Here is a 17,253-nt window from a genome sequence, read left to right as displayed (position 1 = left end):
ATGATTGTAAACATGGAGAAAATTATGAACTTATGGAAACTAGCTTGTGGTTTTTTTGTTGCCGCGTTCTATTTACCTGCAGTACTTGCAGCATCTCAAGCACCGGTAGGTACTTGGGTAACAATTGATGATAAAACGGGTAAGAAAAGAGCTGTTGTAACCATTAATGAGTCTGGTGGTACTTTAAGCGCAGTTATTAATAAGGTCTACCCACAACCTGGTGATACAGGTATTTGCGAGAAGTGTCCTGGAGGATTTAAAGGTAAGAAAATCCAAGGATTGCAATTTATGTGGGGATTGAAAAACGAGGGTAATAATGAATGGGGTGGTGGTTCAATACTAGATCCAAAGTCAGGTAAAGTCTATCGTGCTAAACTCACTGTTCAAGGGAACAGACTCTTAGTTCGAGGATATGTAGGTATTTCCTTATTAGGCCGTACTCAAGTTTGGCAAAAGCAATAATTAACAAACCAAATTTATTTTTTGTCATTCCTGCAGCGGTGGGAATGACAAAAAAATATCGTATTCATTGAAAGTATGATTTTTGCCCGGTTGTTCGAGGTGACATCCTTTTAAAAGATCATTACAATAGATATCGTTCAAAATTCCATTATGTCATTACCATGTATGATCTGCAAAATTCCAAAAAGACAGTTGATCCTTTAAAACGACCACCTCATTCAGTGGAAGCAGAACAATCCATCATTGGTGGATTAATGTTGGACAATGAAGTTTGGGATAAGGTCAGCACTAAATTATGTGAAGCAGATTTTTATCGCACTGAGCATCGAATTTTATTTCGCGCCATTGCTTCTTTGGTAAAGAAAGATCAACCTTTTGATGTGGTGACCCTTCTTGATGCATTAAAGTCTTACAACGAATTGGATGACGCGGGTGGGGAAGCCTATTTGTTTGAACTGGCAAATAATACCCCCAGCGTTGCTAACGTGTCTGCTTATGCTGATATTGTGCGAGAAAAATCTGTACAAAGACAGCTTATTGCTGTAGCTACAGAGATTGCTGATTCGGCATATAATCCTGGGGGCAGACAAGTCCCTGAATTACTTGATATGGCAGAAACTAGAGTTTTTGCTATAGGCGAACAAACAGCCGGCGATGGTGGGCCTGAAAATATAAAATCCGTTTTGGTGCGTGCAGTGGAAAAAATTGATGCACTTTATCATAATGGCGATGCGATTACTGGGCTTGCTACGGGCTTGTCTGACTTGGATGAAATGACCTCAGGATTACAACCTTCTGATTTAATTATTGTTGCAGGACGTCCCTCCATGGGTAAAACGACCTTAGTTATGAATATGGCAGAGCATGCGGCGATTAAATCAGGAAAGCCCGTGCTTGTTTTTTCTATGGAAATGCCCTCCGATTCTTTGGCAATGAGGATGATGTCTTCTTTGGGACGTATTGATCAACATAAAATTAGAACGGGGAAACTGGATGACGACGATTGGCCTCGTGTCACCTCTGCCGTGCATATGCTTTCGGAAGCTCCATTATTTATCGATGATACTCCAGCTTTAAGCCCTGGGGAAATGCGTGCACGAGCACGACGATTGGCAAAAGATCATGGAAATTTAGGGCTAATTGTGGTGGATTATTTACAATTAATGAAAGTACCTGGTTTTTCCGCTGATAACAGAACGGCAGAGATCTCTGAAATTTCTCGCAGTCTCAAATCGCTTGCTAAAGAATTACAGGTCCCGGTTATTGCTTTGTCACAGTTGAACCGAAGTCTGGAACAACGTTCAGATAAACGGCCTGTTATGTCTGATTTACGTGAATCGGGTGCGATCGAGCAAGATGCCGATTTAATCTGCTTTATTTATCGCGATGAAGTCTACAATGAAGACAGTCCTGATAAGGGAACCGCAGAAATAATTGTAGCAAAACAAAGAAATGGTCCTATTGGTAAAGTACGGGTAGCATTTATTGGTAAATACACCCGTTTTGAAGACTTAGCGTTTAATGGTTATCAAGGGGTAGATTAAGATGTCACGACCCACCAAATTGGTGATAGATCCCAATGCATTACACCATAATTTAGCGCGGATAAGACGCACTGCTCCAGGCAAAAAAATAATTGCTATGGTTAAAGCTAATGCCTATGGCTGTGGTGTACATGTTGTTGCACCTGTATTGGAAGGGCACGTGGATGCTTTTGGGGTAGCTTGTATTGAAGAAGCTTTAGTTCTTCATAAGATAGGAATTCGAACTCATTGTATTCTTTTTCAAGGCGTATTTAGTCCCGATGAGTTTAAGGCCGTCTCTCAATACCAGTTTGGTTGTGTGATTCATCAACCCCATCAGGTCCAATGGCTTTTAAACACTCCATTAGAAAAACCCATTAAACTTTGGGTTAAGGTAAATACGGGCATGCATCGCTTGGGTTTTAAAATCGAAGACCTGCAAGAACTAATGAATGCATTGCAATCATGCCCTTGGGTGGATAAAGAAATAGGCTTGATGACTCATTTAGCCTGTGCTGATGAGCCAGAGCGAATTGAAAATTCCCAGCAAATTACTTTGTTTGAAAATATTGCAATCGCAGGGTTTAGTCAACGCAGTATAGCCAATTCAGCCGCTATTATTTCATTTCCCCAAACTCATGCAGATGTGGTGAGACCGGGGATTATGCTTTATGGCGTATCTCCTTTTGCCAATCAGACTGCGATTGATTTGGGTCTGCTCCCTGTAATGCGTTTTGTTTCAGCAATTAGTGCCGTTCATTATAATCCTCCTTTAGCTCAAGTCGGATATAGTGGACTTTGGAAAAGTGAAAAGCCTTCAATTATTGGTATTGTTGCTGCAGGTTATGGGGATGGTTATCCACGGCATATAGCGGCAAATACCCCCGTTTGGGTCCAAGGCAAAGAAGTGCCTATTGTAGGGCGAGTCTCGATGGATATGCTTGCCGTGGATTTAACAGATCATTCAGAAGTAAAGCCTGGAGCACCTGTTGAGCTTTGGGGGACTCATATTTTAGTTGAGCGAGTTGCTCAAGCGGCCGGTACTTCAGGATATGAATTATTATGTCAAATCTCTGAGCGAGTACGTCACGATTAAGAATATATGTATTCTCTGCTAGTGAAATGGGAACTTAGGCCGATGAAATTAAAAGCAAAATCTCGAAGTTATGGGCCGAATACCAAGGATGCATTTAACTATGGATAATAACTGACCGTGATGATAGAATTACAACCGATTTCTATAACCTTTAAATTGGGTGATATGTTATGAAAAAAATAGCTGTTGCATCTTTGTCTTTATTATTAGTTGGTTGTGCATCAATGAATCACCAAGATGTAGGTACTCTTTCAGGTGGGGTTATTGGGGGATTAATTGGAAGTCAATTTGGGGGTGGCCCAGCAGCTAAATTGGCGGCAACAGCAGGTGGTGCTATTGCTGGTGCTTATTTAGGTGGCCAAATTGGTAAATATATGGATAAAGTAGATAGAATGGAAATGCAACGTGCCTTAGAAACTGCGCCCACTGGCAGATCAGTACATTGGTCAAATCCAGACACTGGAAATAGTTATACCGTACAACCCACTCGCACGTATTATCGTGAACATTTGCCTTGCCGTGAATATCTAACTAAGGCAATCATTGATGGAAGACCACAAACATTACGTGGTAGCGCATGTCGTCAGCCAGATGGCACATGGCATGTGGTAAATTAAATAAATCATCTATTATAGCCTGGGGGAAGCGCTGCGGAACCCAGGTTGAATCAGCCTCTCTGAATTATGATCGCAGCCTCCCTTACGCTACTGCTTTTCTTAAAATAGACTAACCATTAATTAATAATTTCTCACAAATTAAAAAATATAGAGCTTCTAATTGATGCAGATCCTTTAAAGAAACGCATTCATTCACTTGATGAATAGTGGCATTTACGGGGCCCAATTCTACTACTTCAACGCCATAGGGCGCGATAAATCGGCCATCAGAGGTGCCGCCACTGGTAGAAAGCTCTGGGGTAATTCCAGTAAGTTCGTTAATTGCTTGCTTACAACTGTCTAACAAGGCACCTTGAGCTGTCAAGAAAGGCTCGCCACTGATACGCCATTCAATGATGGGATTCAAATCGTGCTCCTGAAAAGTAGCAAAAACTTTTTCTTTTAATGAGCTATGTGTTTGCTCTGTGGAGTACCTAAAATTAAGGTGTAAAATCAGTTCTCCAGGAATTATATTTGGAGCATGCCCCCCTGATTGAAGGTGAGTAACTTGCATTGAGGTTGGTGGGAAATGATGATTGCCCTGATCCCAGAGCGTAGAAGTCAGTTTCGCTAAGGCGGGGCTAATTTTATGGATTGGATTATCTGCTAGATGTGGGTAGGCAACATGACCTTGTTTTCCATGTAACCTAATTTTGGCGCTTAGTGAACCGCGACGACCAATTTTAATTACATCCCCAATTTTTTCACTACTTGATGGTTCGCCTACCACACAATAATCAATATGAATACCTTGATTTTGCAAAAGCTGCATAACATAAGGGGTGCCTAGATCGTAATCATCGCCTTCCTCACCACTTGTAATAAGAAAACCTAATCTTCCCTGAAATTTAGGATAGGTTTTAATAAATCGCTGTGCCATCACTAACATGCAAGCCAGGCTTCCTTTCATGTCAGCGACACCACGTCCGTAAAGCATTCCGTTTTTATTCAGCGCTGCAAACGGATCAGACAACCATTTTGTGATATCGCCAACAGGAACCACATCCGTATGCCCCGCAAATACTAAAAGAGGCCCAGATTCTCCGTAAAAGGCAAAGAAGTTTGAGACAGAGCCCTTATTCATCCGTTGACAAGTGAATCCTGATTGCTCCAAGAATTCAATCATAAACTCTTGGCAACCGGCATCTTCGGGAGTAATCGAGGGGAATTTCACAAGCTCCACTAAGATTTCTTCTAACAATTTTTTCGACTCAATCATAGGCTAATTAGCTCTCAATAGTTCATTAATGCTTACTTTCGCTCGGGTCTTTTCATCCACCTGTTTCACAATGACCGCACAATATAAACTGTAGCTTTTATCTTCACTGGGCAAACTACCTGCAACAACTACAGATCCTTCTGGGATACGACCATAGGTAATTTCACCGGTAAGACGATTGTATATTTTTGTACTTTGCCCTAAATAAACGCCCATAGATAAAACAGAGTTTCGTTCCACAATAACCCCTTCAACCACTTCCGAGCGGGCGCCGATAAAGCAATTATCTTCGATAATGGTAGGATTAGCCTGTAAAGGTTCAAGTACACCACCAATGCCTACTCCCCCAGAAAGATGCACATTTTTACCGATTTGTGCACAAGAACCCACTGTGGCCCAAGTATCTACCATAACTCCTTCATCAATGTATGCACCCACATTGACGTAAGAAGGCATTAAAACAGAGTTTTTGGCAATGTATGCCCCTTTGCGGACTAAAGCATGAGGTACCACGCGTACCCCTGTTTGTTTAAATTGCTCTTCAGTATAGTTATTGTATTTAAGCGGTACTTTGTCATAAAACTGACAAAAACCGGAATCAATTACTTGGTTAGGATAAAGTCTAAAGGATAAAAGAACCGCTTTTTTTATCCACTGATGAACGATCCATTCATTATTTATTTTTTCAGCCACTCGGAATTGGCCGCTGTCCAAACACGAAAGCACTTCATTTACTGCAGTAATGAGTTCAGAAGGAGCTGTATCAATGGATAATGTTTGACGTTGTTCAAAACCTTGCTCAATTATATTTTGTAAAGTCTGCATTTATTTTTCCTATGTTACTTTGTATTCCGAGTGTATTGTAGCCTGGGTGCAGTGTAACCGGAGAAATTATAGGTCGAGTTAAAACCCAGATTTCGCTGGCAGCACCCATCGTACTCATTAAATTTAATATGCCAGCGCATATTCCAAATCAGCTTGTAAATCTTCTATATGTTCTATGCCCACTGAAAGTCTAATAAATCCATCTTCTATCCCTAAGGATTTACGTTGTTCTGGAGGGATCGAGGCATGCGTCATAATTGCTGGATGCTCAATTAAACTTTCTACTCCACCTAGACTTTCGGCTAGAGTAAATAATTCACAGCGAGCCAGAAAGCGTTTTGCTGCATCTATACCCCCATCAATTACCATGGAAATCATGCCTCCAAACCCATGCATTTGTTCTTTAGCTAATTTATGTTGGGGATGGCTTGCAAGACCGGGATAAATTACTTTTTTTACTCTGGACTGGCTACTCAGCCAATGTGCTAAATGATGTGCATTTTCGCAATGCCGCTCCATACGCAATGACAACGTTTTTAAACTTCTTAAAACTAAAAAACTATCAAATGGACCTGCAATTCCCCCACAGGAGTTTTGGAGAAAAGCGATTTTTTCAGATAAATTTTGATTATCACCCACGACTACGACACCACTGACCACGTCTGAATGGCCATTGAGATATTTAGTTGCTGAATGCAATACAATGTCAAATCCTAATTCAATAGGCCTTTGAATCCAGGGGGTTGCAAACGTATTGTCTGCTACAGTGATGAGATTATGGCGTTTGGCTATAGTCGCTATTTCCCTTAAATTCGCCAGTTTTAACATGGGGTTTGAAGGGGTCTCTACCCAAAGCATGCGGGTTTTTGGGGTAATCGCTGCTTCTATATTGCGTGTATCCGACATGTCGACAAAAGAAAAAGATAATCCAGATGTGCGGGTTTTAACTTTGTCAAATAAACGAAAAGTTCCTCCATACAGATCATCCATAGCGACAACATGATCTCCTGCATCTAATAAATCAACAATTGTATTAATTGCAGCCATCCCAGAAGCAAATGCAAAACCACGTTCCCCCGACTCTAAACTGGCAATACATCCTTCAAAGGCCCCCCGAGTAGGGTTATGGGTACGAGAATATTCATAACCAAGATGTTCGCCCGGGGCAATTTGTTTGTAAGTGGAGGTTGCATATATAGGAGTCATGACGGCACCAGTACTTGGGCAGGGTTGTTGCCCTGCATGAATGGCTCGAGTTTCAAAGTGATTCTTTTTCATTGGACTGTCCTTAGGTCTGTAAATATTTTTTATCAATACCTTCTTCATTAAACGAGTTCCAAACGCAACTGAGAAGATGAATTAAATCGAAGGCAGAGCTCGCATCCTCGGTACTGTCGTGTACATTCAGGTTCCTCTCTCTACGTCTCTTGGTAATTCACTTCATCAGCGAGTTTTGAAAAGAGGTGTATTTATAGAGGGCGATCTTTTCAGAGCGGTTTATGTAGGATATTCTAGTGGGGGTTCTATATATAGGCAAGTTCTACTTCTCTAAAGCACGAAGAGGAGTCTAGGTCTAGGCAAGTTAATACTGCAGGGGCGTTTTGATAATGAAATTTGATCTTCAAGCTTTATTTTCAGCAAAATACGCACAATGGATTATTATCGCCTTAATTTCACTTTTTTCCGTACTGATTATTGCCGAATATGCTACATTGATATTTTCTCCGGCACATATTCAGGCAGAACCTGAAACCATAACTGAAATGCCGGTAGTTGCAAAACAAAATTCTTTTGATGCAATTTTACATTCTTCTTTATTTGGTGTGTATGTTTCTGATAATTTATCGACAATTAAAAAATCGATGCTGAATGTTACTTTAGTCGGAATTTTGTTTGCTAATGAAATAAATGATTCTCAAGTAATTATTCGTTCTGCTGATGGAGAGGAGAACACTTATAAATTGGGGGATAGCATTCCGGGCGGTGCAGTAATAAAACGCATCATGGCCTCTGGAATTTTAGTTGAACGCAATGGTGCCTTAGAGAGTTTAAGTTTACCCAAAATTGAATTAATCTTTGAACCCATAGCAAAGCCTTTAGATGAGGAATAAAAATAAATGAGACGTTTATATAATCTATTCATCGTTGTAATTTTTATTTCTATTCTTGCAGGATGTGCTATGACTAGTGCGCGGAATTTGCGTGAGGGAATAGATAATTTCAGACTGGAAGAGTATCGCAAGGCATTTATCCGCTTAAAACCCTTGGCTCAAAAAGGTCTACCTGATGCACAATATGCTGTAGGGTATATGTATTATTATGGCAAAGGAGTGGTTGAAGACCGAAAAAAAGCCTGGTTTTGGATCAATGCGGCTGCCAATTTAGGGCAACCAGATGCAAAAGTAGCGATTCAAATATTAACCAGTGGCGGTTCACTCCGTTAAAAAACATAATATTTGTAGCCTGGGTGTAGAACAGCGACTCCGAAATTTTGGATACTTATTATAAAAAAATTAAAAAAGTCATAGTCATACCATAAGGTATTTCAAATGTACAAATTGTAATGAAAAGATAATATTTTGCTGGTAGGCTGCGCTAGCCCTAAAGCGCTTATTTGTTCTTTAGTAAACCACTGTCCTTTTGGTTCAAACAATCTCTTACCTAAAACTTTAGTTTTGATACTAAGTGCGTTGATTTCTAAATGAAAATGGCTGAAACGGTGTTTAAAAACAATCAGTTTCTGGGGTGTTTCTCCTGATAAATCATAGTTCAAACGAATGAAATCAAGTGGGCAATCTTCTTCATCTAAGTAGGGTAAACACCATAAACCTCCCCATAATCCTACCGGTGGTCTTTTTTCTAAATAAACGTGGCCTTGTTCATTGTGTAAGACAAGTAATTGTTGGTATTCGATGGGGACTGGTTTCTTTATTTTTTTAGTGGGATATAAGTGCTGTTCTTTATGTTTATATGCTAGACAATTATTCTGTAAGGGACAATTAAGGCAATTCGGATTTTTAGGAGTACAGCATATTGCACCTAAATCCATAATCGCTTGAGTATAATCAGCACAGCGGTCTTGAGGCATACACGTATTAGCCAATTCCCATAAAGTCTTTTTTATTTGAGTTTGTTCTGGATAGCCATTAATCATGAAAAAACGCGTCAAAACTCGTTTTACATTTCCATCAAGAATAGCAACTGGTTGGTTAAAGGCTTGCGACGCAATGGCTGCTGCAGTAGAGGGGCCAATTCCTGGTAGTTCCTTAAGTAGAAGATAATTATCAGGGACAACACCGTCATGGTTTTGCATCACTTTTTTGGCTGTCTGATGAAGATTTCTAGCGCGGCTGTAGTAACCCAGGCCTGACCATAAAGAAAGTACTTCATCTTCATTTGCTTGAGCTAAATCCCCAATGTTAGGAAATCGTTGCATAAAACGTTCAAAATACGGGATAACCGTTTTAACTTGGGTCTGCTGAAGCATAATCTCGGAAATCCAGACTCTGTAGGGCGTACGCGGTAATTGCCACGGCAAGTTTTTTCGTCCATACAGATCAAACCAATTCAGCAAGGGTTTACTAAATTGTTCATATAAATTTTGCTTATCCACGTGCCAATTCTCGATAGTTTATTATTGGCGTACTGTAAAAAAAGTAATGCTCTAGGTCAATGAGATCCGCTTATCAATACCCATTTCAATAATGCTTCATGAGCCCCTCGCAAGGAATTTCGTCGGGTACAAAAAGGGATAATATAGCCAAATACTTAAAGTAACTTTTAGCTGTCCGCTTACAAAAATACAACTGGTTACAGGCTAATAACAACTCTGTCTCTAGTCATGCACACTTGCTGAACCCTCATAACCTTATTAATATTATGAAAGAATTAAAGTTGATTCGCTAAGTGTCGATATATAGTCTATCGTTTTAAATAGGGGGCCGGTTGTACTCAGGATGAATCAATCAAGCTGAATCATTTTGCTAAAGATTGTAGCGATGCGTTTTTATATTGGAGCAGTGAGTTTTTAAGACTTTTTCATAAAACAAAAGTTAAAATGTTTAAAGACAGAAAAAAAGATCTTAAGTGAACGCGCAGTTCAATGAATGAAACGTGTGCTGTAAATCTGTTGGTGAGAGATTTAGGTTCAAATCAAGGAGAGATTATGCACCATAGCCAACATGAAATAGTGGTATTAAAGCCCACGGCTGTTTTTTTATCATTTCTTGCTTCACAAATATCTGACACAAAATTACCCGATCTTAGATTGTTACAAATTGATAATACGGCTTACGTGTTACCCAAACAAAACTCAGATGATGCGACTTTGGATGAAATAGAAAAACATTTCTCAAAAATGTTTCGCCATGAAATTTGTCGTTGGTTAGGTGATAAAGCGCGTAACGACATTGAAACCAATTTTCTGGATTTTCTTTGTTGTTTTAAATTTGAGCTACACAACCATATTGTATTGATGGAGCCTTCAATAGAAACAAGTCATCAATTATTGCTCATTAAGCCTCGTTCTGCTTTACTTGAATGGATAAAAGAATCATTAGAAGGCCAAGAGGATCTCTCAGATGTTATTGAAAAAGTAGAATTATCGCATTTGGAAGAAAATGCTACTGCGTTAGTAAAGAATTTTTCAAATTTAACCGACATAAAACCGTTTATTAAAGAACATTATCCGCCCATTTTTTCGGCGGCAATGAGCCGTATGTCAAGTGTCCCTGAACAGTGGCCAACCATTGATTCTTATCAGATGTTTAGCCAGTATTTTGCCATTGAAATTCATACTCAATTGATTCATTTGTCTCATACTAGGAGTTGATTATGGAGCCAGTCAGTATAGCGCTTATTTGTGCTGCAGTATTGGGAACAGTTGTTGTTTTGGCTGCATTCGTTAGACAAATTTTATTAAGCAGAGACAAGCAATTAAATGATACGGCTCAAAGTAGGGCCTTATCTCAGGAAGTCAAAGAGCTTGAAAAAATGCGTACTCAAATGCAAAGTGAGAAGCGATTTGATTCTCATTATCAAGTGCTTGGTTCCAATAAAGATGCAATTAAGTATATAGATACTAAAGTAGAGGAGATTTTAAACAAAAAAACCGAATTAGTGGAGCGTTACGCCCAGGCTATTATCAAAGAATCTGGTTCTATAGTCAGTGGGGAAATTTCGTCTGAACGTAAAATTGCATGTGATCGCTTAAGAGAGGAAATTGACCGTGAGATCGCATTTTATGATACTGAACTAAAGCAACTACAGGACAGAAGAGGTCTTTTATGGGATGCACATACTGATTTTCAAAAATATCTTTTGAACCAAGAAAAAGCTCGGAATGACAGTCTGGATAATGTCTACCAACAGCATTCAGCTCTATTGGAAAAAGTATATTTGCGCCATATCGATAATACTGAAATTGTAGCGGTGAAAAGCATCGAAGCTTCATCCATGACTTTTAAAGACATGATAATGATTCCAATTCAATTTCTGATGCAATATTTTGGGGTTAGTGCTGGAATTTCGTTGATCCAAACGCGAGTAGAGCATGTTGCACGTATTGAAGTAGATAAAATACAAAAGGAAATAAATAATCCGCCAGCAAAACAAAAAGAAAATAAGGTGCCTAAAGATAGCAAGACCAGCCAAGATAAAAAGCACGAAAGTCCCCCCAAGGATGAGAACAAAGAGGAGAAGAATCATTCAATAACATTTGCTTGAAAATTATTCTGCTAACTCATTTAGTGACATTTTTGATTGTTTATATTACAATTCAACTTTCATTTTTTGCTGGAATGCAAAATTTTTAGCTAATTGGGAGATATATTGATGGCAAAACATCGTTTCTTATGGTTTATGACATTTATGTTATGTTCTATTCTGGCTTTGCCAGGACATAGCGCAGGTGTAAACTCACTTCTTCCTGATGAACAAAATACGGTCACCGTATTTCATGAAGCAGCACCAAAGGTAGTTTATGTTCACAGGTTGACCACAATTACCAACCGGTCGTTGCAGAAAAAACAAGTGCCAGATGGCGCGGGCTCTGGAATTGTGTGGAATAATAGTGGGTATATAGTCACTAATTATCATGTCATCAAAGGTGCCGATAAGTTGGCGATTACTTTAGGGAATTTAACCGTTCCGGCTAAGGTTGTTGGCTCAGAGCCACGTAAGGACATCGCGGTATTGAAAATTGAATCGCCACAAGCCTTGGCTTTACTTAAATCATTTAAACCGTTTGAAGTAGTACATCTGCATGAACTCATGGTAGGACAAAAGGCTATTGCGATTGGTAATCCTTTTGGTTTGGATCATAGTTTGTCTAAGGGAGTAATTTCTGCTTTAGGTAGAAAGGTGCCTGGTATTGGGGGAGTTACAATCCGCAATATGATTCAAACAGACACTCCAATCAATCCAGGTAACTCAGGTGGTCCCTTATTGAATAGCGCCGGGCAGTTAATTGGTATGAATACGATGATTTATTCTCATTCAGGCTCATCTGCCGGAATCGGTTTTGCTGTCCCTGCTGATGATATTGACCGCATTGTGACGCAAATTATTAAAAATGGTCGAGTTGTATTGTCTGGTATAGGTATTCAAAGTGTACCGCCCAATATTGCTCGTCAATTAGGTATACGTAAAGGGATACTTATTGCTGATGTTTTACGCGATACACCTGCCGCTAAAGTTCATTTGCGCGGTACTCATAGAGATCCTTGGGGACGTATCGAGTTAGGTGATATAATTGTTGCACTCAATGGACATGCTGTTCCAAACTACGATGCTCTCTACAACATGTTGACCGAAATAAAAGTAGGCGAGCAAATAACCGTATCCATTCAGCGAGGAAGTAAGCAAATGGATGTAAAAATGAAAACAATCGATATCGCAGGAATCTAGATTTTTTCTCGATTTAATCTGTTAGTATGCACAGCCTGGATTGCAGTTTTAAATCCAGGCTGTATGCTTTTATAGGTCTTAAAAATTGATGGAGAATAAGGATGTTACTTAATAAAGAGGACTCACTTTTATTACTGGTTGATGTACAGGAAAAATTAACACCAGCGGTTCTAAATAGTGAAGCATTTATTTCGCGCTGTGAATGGCTATTAAAATTAGCTAGAAAAATCGGCGTACCTATTTTGGTAAGTGAGCAATATCCGCAAGGTCTTGGTTCAACTCTGCAGCAATTTCAATCTTATTTTGATCCCCAACAATGTATTGATAAAGTAAGTTTTTCTTGTATGGGTGAACCTAAATACCAAGAGCAATTAAAAAAGCATCATAAAAAGCAATTAATCCTCATTGGCATTGAAACTCATGTTTGTGTTTTACAGACTGCCTTAGAAATGAAAGCGGCTGGATTTGAGGTTTTTGTTGTGGTTGATGCAGTAAGTTGTCGTGGTGAACAAAATATGAAATATGGACTGAAACGAATGAAAAATGAAGGCGTTCATTTGGTTACTTCCGAAATGGTATTTTTTGAGTGGTTAAGAAAGGCAGGGACTCCTGAATTCAAACAATTGAGTAAGGAGTTTTTTTAGGAGAGTTTGCATCTAATGTGCCAAAACCTTGTTCATTTTTGTCTGGGTGCAGCAAAGTGAGGGTTAACAAATCCCGGGTTCCGCTTCGCTGCACCCAGACTATAAATTATGGAGAATAATAGTGAATTTTACGAATCAAATCGCATTGATAACCGGTGGTGCTTCGGGCATGGGGAAAGCAAGCGTTCAATACCTGCGAAAGCGAGGAATGCGAGTTGTGGCATGGGATAAACAAGTAGACGACCACAGCGAAGCTGATTTATTCATCAGTTGTGACGTGACCAGTGATGAATCTGTCGAGAAGTCAATGCAACAAACGGTGGAACAATTGGGAGTCCCAAGAGTTTGCGTTAATTGTGCAGGCATTGCTCCAGCAAAGCGTATTGTGGGAAAAGATGGAGCTATGCCTTTAGCAGCTTTTAAACAAGTTATCGATGTAAATTTAATTGGTACGTTCAATGTGATGAGGATTGCAGCTCATGCCATGAGCAGTTTGGAACTGGAGAGTAGTTCACAGGAGCGAGGAGTCATTATTAACACGGCTTCCATTGCCGCATTTGAAGGACAAATTGGCCAAGCCGCATACAGTGCCTCAAAGGGTGGAGTTGTTGCAATGACACTTCCAGCTGCACGTGAATTAGCTCAGTTTGCTATACGGGTAAATACTATTGCCCCTGGATTAATTGCTACTCCTATGCTGTTGAATATGCCGCAAGAAGTACAAGACAATTTGATTGCGACTATGACTTTTCCCAAACGGTTTGGGAAACCGGATGAATTTGCTTCATTGGTTGCGCATATCATTGAAAATGGGATGATAAATGGTGAAGTGATTCGTTTGGATGGAGCACTTCGTATGCGATAAGTTCTTTATTTACTGTGGAGATCCCGCACCACGTGCGGGATGGCGAATCTTTAGCTATTGTCCCCTGGATGGAGGAAATCCAAGAAGCTATTTTTTTTCTTATTTAACTTAAAATTTTAAAAGCCCTTTTTATATGAGAAGTCTAAAGTTTTTTCTAAGGCGGGCGTTACCGTAGTTGCCCCCTCAAACATTTTTAAATTTCTTTTCTTACTCGGCTTAGATTCTAAATCATCTATGGAAGTAAGAATCATTTCATCATCCTCATCATTCGCTTCAGACAATTTATCGACGTAATAAGGGTTAATTTCTTGAGTATCGACCAAAACGACCTGTTTCGGTGGCGTGCCTTGAAGTCCTTGTTCCCAACCCATCACAAGTTTTTGTTTGTTCGCTTTAACCAGTCCATCATGTTCACCTAAATCAACCCAACGATGTCCCGAACTATCCACAATCAAATCGGCTTTATAAGCAGCTATCTCGGTATAAATTCCTTCCTCAGCTAATTTTAATTGGAGTTCTTCAATAAATTTTCTCGCTCCTCCAAGATGGCATGCGAGGAACGTAATTCGTTTGACGGCGCTTAAAGAACAATCTTCCACTAAACGTTCTACCAGCATCTCTACATCACAACCTGAAAATTCTTGTTCTCCTTGGGCACTATGACCAATTAAGCATAAACGGGATTGAGAGGTGAGTTGACTCAGATCAGGATAACTTTCAAGTCGAGAAGAGTAGAATAATTGATTTTCTTCTTTAAAAAGCTCTCCTAATAAGTTTTTATAGTTCTCCTTTATTGCTTTATCTTGGGTTTCGTGATCCGAGAAAAATTCCATTACTACGGAAGAATCATATTTTTTTGAAAACAATTTCATATTAATACAAATTAAAAACTTTATCCTATTATACATATTTTTGATTTTATTGTGTAAAAATAATTCTATTTATGTAGGTTGTTTCTGGGAACGAGGTTTGTTGGAGGTTTTTCTGGGTTCAGCTTTTGCTCTCACCCAGAAGGAAAATGAATTGTATTATTCTAAGCTTCTTGATGATGCGAATTTTCTTTTGTTGACTCGATGTTACCTTGGGAAGTATAGACACTAATCGCGTTTGTTTGATTTCCTGACAGTGTATTGACAATTTCTTGACGGACATAAAGATTGTTCGCTATGACTTGTCCATTTACTGCATTTAATTCGCGACAACGTGTAAGAAGTTCGGCTAGGGTGGTATTTAACTGATTGATCTCATTTACCTCTTCAGTACTGCAATCATGAAGAAACTCAGTCAAAGCCTGATTCATCGTTTGATTGGGATTGGTGTGATTAAGAAGCTGCATCCGTTGTTTGGCACTTTCTTCTAGCTTGTTGGATAATTCTTGTTTTTTATTTGCAAACTCCTCAAGGCGGTTAAACTCTCGAGATACTAATATTTCTTTTTCATCAACTAACAAAGAATTGAGCATTTCTATCCAGTTTATTTCTTGTGCCAAACAGCTACTCAATACTTTTTTCTTATTATCCATAATAGCCCTTAGAATTTAAGCAGGTTCTACATTTAACATGTTCATGGCAATTTTGTCACTATCGATCTGATAATTTCCAAGAGCGATTTCGGTTTTAAAATATAAAACTCGAGCAGCATTGATTTCAGATACTTCCTTAAGAGAGTTTTTTATTGCATCTAATTGTTTGGAGGTGTCACTTATACTAACAAATGAAGAAGGGTCTTCAATCAAACTTTTAATTTGTTCTTGATGTTTTGTTTTTAATCGATTGTCTGCCTCTAGAGTTTTCACAGGAGCTGCATCACTGATTTGATTAAACATAATTTATCCTCAAGCAAGTTTGACTTCTAAATGTATCGGCCGTTTTTTTAAAATCTTTAGTAAATTTTACTTAGTTGTTGATTTTTTTAGATAATAACATTCACTTTTTTTGCATCTGTAATTTGAGCTTCAATAATTTTTTTGGAAGAAAGATTACGCACTTTAATGGTTTCACCTAATGAACCATCTTCCATAGCAACACCATCCATACTTATCATTAAATTATTATCATTGACTACAATAGAAACACGTTCTCCTTTATTAATCAATTTTGCTGCCTCAACATTATGAGGATTCAGTGGGCTATTCGGTGAAATATTTTGCTTGCAGATTTGTCCTACTAATAAATCCTTTTCAGTGAAATAGCCTTTGTTCAATCGTTGCACATCCATTTCTGTTTGATAAATGTCATCTATTGTAAGTCGATTCCCTTTTATTAGGGCACGTTTTGCGACATAGATTTTTTTTAATACAGTTATTTTAACGGGAACATATAAGGACCAGTGATTATCATTTTCTTGACATTTAATACCCATAGTATTTGTGCTTAAGATGGGAGTTTGATAGGGGTTAAAGACAACCAATTGATCTTCGGCACATGCTTTGAGATTTAAACGGGAATCAATTTTATCTGCTGTGACTCGAATTCTTCCTTCTTTATATGATGAAAGTTCATTCCGTATATGTTGTTCTATTTTATTCGTCAGTATATCAGGTGACTGTATTGCATCAGCATTTAATCCAGTGCTTGCAAAAAATAGTAAAACACTTAGTATGCACTTGTTCACAAATAATCCCTCTCTGAGTAACTTGCGGTACGTTGCAAATATTGTGCCAAATTTTTGGAGAATACTACATAATGATTCGTTTCAATATTTACGTAATGATTTTACTAATATTCCAACTCCCTGCTTATGCAAATACTCATCATCCACAAGAGTTTTTGCAATCGATTAATGGTACCAAAAATGAAGGGGAACAAATCTATCATCATTTTTGTGCAAATTGTCATGCTAGTAAACCATTAATTCCTCTAGGTGCACCAAGAATTGGCGAAGAAGCAGATTGGAAACTGCGTTTAAAACAAGGGATGAGCGTCCTCTTTAAGCATACGGATGAGGGGTTCAACGCAATGCCTGCACGAGGTGGATGCTTTGAATGTACTGACAAACAGTTAATGAAAGCTATTCGATTTATATTACCAAAGCAATCAAAAAAATAGTCATTTAACA

At 38.8% G+C, this 17,253-nt stretch carries 20 protein-coding genes; 12 read left to right on the top strand and 8 right to left on the bottom strand.

Annotation, left to right across the window (positions count from 1 at the left end; all coding sequences use genetic code 11):
- Nucleotides 1-24 precede the first annotated feature (24 nt).
- The 4 genes from ACWTE2_RS09650 to ACWTE2_RS09635 all read left to right on the top strand — a co-directional run bounded on the left by ACWTE2_RS09650 (nucleotide 25) and on the right by ACWTE2_RS09635 (nucleotide 3,698).
- Nucleotides 25-462: a DUF2147 domain-containing protein gene (locus ACWTE2_RS09650; RefSeq protein ID WP_454785179.1), complete on the top strand. Its 438-nt coding sequence runs from the start codon at nucleotides 25-27 to the stop codon at nucleotides 460-462.
- Nucleotides 463-623: 161 nt separating this feature from the next.
- The gene (gene dnaB, locus ACWTE2_RS09645) at nucleotides 624-2,006 is read left to right on the top strand and encodes a replicative DNA helicase (protein ID WP_182392938.1); all 1,383 of its coding nucleotides are present in this window, start codon (nucleotides 624-626) and stop codon (nucleotides 2,004-2,006) included.
- A gap of 1 nt (nucleotide 2,007) precedes the next feature.
- Entirely contained in the window at nucleotides 2,008-3,081 is a 1,074-nt protein-coding gene (gene alr, locus ACWTE2_RS09640; RefSeq protein ID WP_454785178.1) for an alanine racemase, read from the top strand.
- Between the two features lie 170 nt (nucleotides 3,082-3,251).
- Nucleotides 3,252-3,698, top strand: coding sequence for an RT0821/Lpp0805 family surface protein (locus ACWTE2_RS09635; RefSeq protein WP_182392940.1), 447 nt, complete (start codon nucleotides 3,252-3,254; stop codon nucleotides 3,696-3,698).
- A 109-nt stretch (nucleotides 3,699-3,807) separates the two neighbouring features.
- Here the strand turns inward: ACWTE2_RS09635 and dapE are convergent, their stop codons facing one another.
- From dapE to ACWTE2_RS09620, 3 genes are all read right to left on the bottom strand, one after another.
- The gene (dapE, locus tag ACWTE2_RS09630) at nucleotides 3,808-4,956 is read right to left on the bottom strand and encodes a succinyl-diaminopimelate desuccinylase (protein WP_454785177.1); all 1,149 of its coding nucleotides are present in this window, start codon (nucleotides 4,954-4,956) and stop codon (nucleotides 3,808-3,810) included.
- Between the two features lie 3 nt (nucleotides 4,957-4,959).
- Nucleotides 4,960-5,781, bottom strand: coding sequence for a 2,3,4,5-tetrahydropyridine-2,6-dicarboxylate N-succinyltransferase (dapD, locus tag ACWTE2_RS09625; RefSeq protein ID WP_454785176.1), 822 nt, complete (start codon nucleotides 5,779-5,781; stop codon nucleotides 4,960-4,962).
- Between the two features lie 123 nt (nucleotides 5,782-5,904).
- On the bottom strand, nucleotides 5,905-7,059 hold the full coding sequence (locus ACWTE2_RS09620; RefSeq protein ID WP_454785175.1) for a trans-sulfuration enzyme family protein: 1,155 nt from the start codon (nucleotides 7,057-7,059) through the stop codon (nucleotides 5,905-5,907).
- Nucleotides 7,060-7,388: 329 nt separating this feature from the next.
- On the opposite strand from ACWTE2_RS09620, the gene ACWTE2_RS09615 reads away from it, so the two are divergent.
- Nucleotides 7,389-7,892, top strand: a complete 504-nt coding sequence (locus ACWTE2_RS09615; RefSeq protein WP_454785174.1) for a type II secretion system protein N — start codon at nucleotides 7,389-7,391, stop codon at nucleotides 7,890-7,892.
- Between the two features lie 6 nt (nucleotides 7,893-7,898).
- Nucleotides 7,899-8,225, top strand: coding sequence for a tetratricopeptide repeat protein (locus tag ACWTE2_RS09610; protein WP_182392945.1), 327 nt, complete (start codon nucleotides 7,899-7,901; stop codon nucleotides 8,223-8,225).
- A 101-nt stretch (nucleotides 8,226-8,326) separates the two neighbouring features.
- Here ACWTE2_RS09610 and mutY read toward each other — a convergent pair whose 3' ends face one another.
- Nucleotides 8,327-9,394 carry an A/G-specific adenine glycosylase gene (gene mutY / locus ACWTE2_RS09605; protein ID WP_454785173.1) on the bottom strand — a complete coding sequence of 356 codons (1,068 nt, stop codon included), beginning with the start codon at nucleotides 9,392-9,394 and terminating at the stop codon, nucleotides 8,327-8,329.
- Between the two features lie 552 nt (nucleotides 9,395-9,946).
- Between mutY and ACWTE2_RS09600 the strand changes: the two genes are divergently transcribed.
- The 5 genes from ACWTE2_RS09600 (at nucleotide 9,947) to ACWTE2_RS09580 (ending at nucleotide 14,196) form a co-directional block, all read left to right on the top strand.
- The gene (locus ACWTE2_RS09600) at nucleotides 9,947-10,612 is read left to right on the top strand and encodes a hypothetical protein (protein WP_454785172.1); all 666 of its coding nucleotides are present in this window, start codon (nucleotides 9,947-9,949) and stop codon (nucleotides 10,610-10,612) included.
- A gap of 2 nt (nucleotides 10,613-10,614) precedes the next feature.
- Nucleotides 10,615-11,505: a hypothetical protein gene (locus ACWTE2_RS09595; protein WP_454785171.1), complete on the top strand. Its 891-nt coding sequence runs from the start codon at nucleotides 10,615-10,617 to the stop codon at nucleotides 11,503-11,505.
- A gap of 108 nt (nucleotides 11,506-11,613) precedes the next feature.
- The gene (locus ACWTE2_RS09590) at nucleotides 11,614-12,687 is read left to right on the top strand and encodes a S1C family serine protease (RefSeq protein ID WP_454785170.1); all 1,074 of its coding nucleotides are present in this window, start codon (nucleotides 11,614-11,616) and stop codon (nucleotides 12,685-12,687) included.
- Between the two features lie 101 nt (nucleotides 12,688-12,788).
- A complete protein-coding gene (locus ACWTE2_RS09585) occupies nucleotides 12,789-13,331 on the top strand; it encodes a hydrolase (protein ID WP_182392950.1) in 543 nt (180 codons plus the stop codon).
- A gap of 121 nt (nucleotides 13,332-13,452) precedes the next feature.
- Nucleotides 13,453-14,196 (top strand): SDR family NAD(P)-dependent oxidoreductase, encoded by a 744-nt coding sequence (locus tag ACWTE2_RS09580; protein ID WP_182392951.1) that lies wholly within the window; start codon nucleotides 13,453-13,455, stop codon nucleotides 14,194-14,196.
- A 116-nt stretch (nucleotides 14,197-14,312) separates the two neighbouring features.
- Here the strand turns inward: ACWTE2_RS09580 and ACWTE2_RS09575 are convergent, their stop codons facing one another.
- The 4 genes from ACWTE2_RS09575 to flgA form a co-directional block, all read right to left on the bottom strand.
- A complete protein-coding gene (locus ACWTE2_RS09575) occupies nucleotides 14,313-15,068 on the bottom strand; it encodes a C80 family cysteine peptidase (RefSeq protein ID WP_454785169.1) in 756 nt (251 codons plus the stop codon).
- A gap of 161 nt (nucleotides 15,069-15,229) precedes the next feature.
- Nucleotides 15,230-15,718 carry a flagella synthesis protein FlgN gene (locus ACWTE2_RS09570; RefSeq protein ID WP_454785168.1) on the bottom strand — a complete coding sequence of 163 codons (489 nt, stop codon included), beginning with the start codon at nucleotides 15,716-15,718 and terminating at the stop codon, nucleotides 15,230-15,232.
- A gap of 15 nt (nucleotides 15,719-15,733) precedes the next feature.
- Nucleotides 15,734-16,021 (bottom strand): flagellar biosynthesis anti-sigma factor FlgM, encoded by a 288-nt coding sequence (gene flgM / locus ACWTE2_RS09565; RefSeq protein WP_454785167.1) that lies wholly within the window; start codon nucleotides 16,019-16,021, stop codon nucleotides 15,734-15,736.
- An 86-nt stretch (nucleotides 16,022-16,107) separates the two neighbouring features.
- On the bottom strand, nucleotides 16,108-16,809 hold the full coding sequence (gene flgA, locus ACWTE2_RS09560; RefSeq protein ID WP_454785166.1) for a flagellar basal body P-ring formation chaperone FlgA: 702 nt from the start codon (nucleotides 16,807-16,809) through the stop codon (nucleotides 16,108-16,110).
- 71 nt (nucleotides 16,810-16,880) lie between these two features.
- On the opposite strand from flgA, the gene ACWTE2_RS09555 reads away from it, so the two are divergent.
- The gene (locus ACWTE2_RS09555) at nucleotides 16,881-17,243 is read left to right on the top strand and encodes a c-type cytochrome (protein ID WP_370530108.1); all 363 of its coding nucleotides are present in this window, start codon (nucleotides 16,881-16,883) and stop codon (nucleotides 17,241-17,243) included.
- Nucleotides 17,244-17,253: the final 10 nt, after the last annotated feature.

This window comes from Legionella nigrisilvae, from assembly GCF_977063395.2.
The sequence above is the reverse complement of the archived record's forward strand: the minus strand, read 5'-3'. Positions and strand labels throughout refer to the sequence as shown.